Annotated in this window: 1 pseudogene; it reads right to left on the bottom strand. The window is 60.2% G+C overall.

The window, feature by feature from the left end:
- Window positions 1–215: pseudogene (locus tag RVY79_RS21265) on the bottom strand (AMP-binding protein); the annotation flags it as partial.
- Between the last annotated feature and the right edge of the window lie 26 nt (window positions 216–241).

The following is a 241-nucleotide window of genomic DNA, read 5'->3' as shown; positions in this document are numbered from 1 at the left end:
CCTTCGTTGTCGATGGTGCCGACATCGCCAGTATGCAGCCAGCCCTTCGCGTCGATGGTCTCCGCGGTTTTCTCGGGCTGGTTCAGATAACCCATGAACAGGTAATCGCCTTTGACGAGGATTTCGCCCTTCGGGCAGATCATGACCTCGCCCCACGGTGCGGCCTTGCCGACCGAGCCGAGCTTGATGCGGTCGTTCGGCATCAGCGTTGCCACGCCGCAATTCTCGGTCTGACCATAGA

The sequence above is a fragment of the Chromohalobacter sp. HP20-39 genome (genome assembly GCF_033052815.1).
GTDB lineage: Bacteria > Pseudomonadota > Gammaproteobacteria > Pseudomonadales > Halomonadaceae > Chromohalobacter.
Note: the sequence above shows the minus strand (reverse complement) of the source record. Positions and strands in the feature narration are given on the sequence as shown.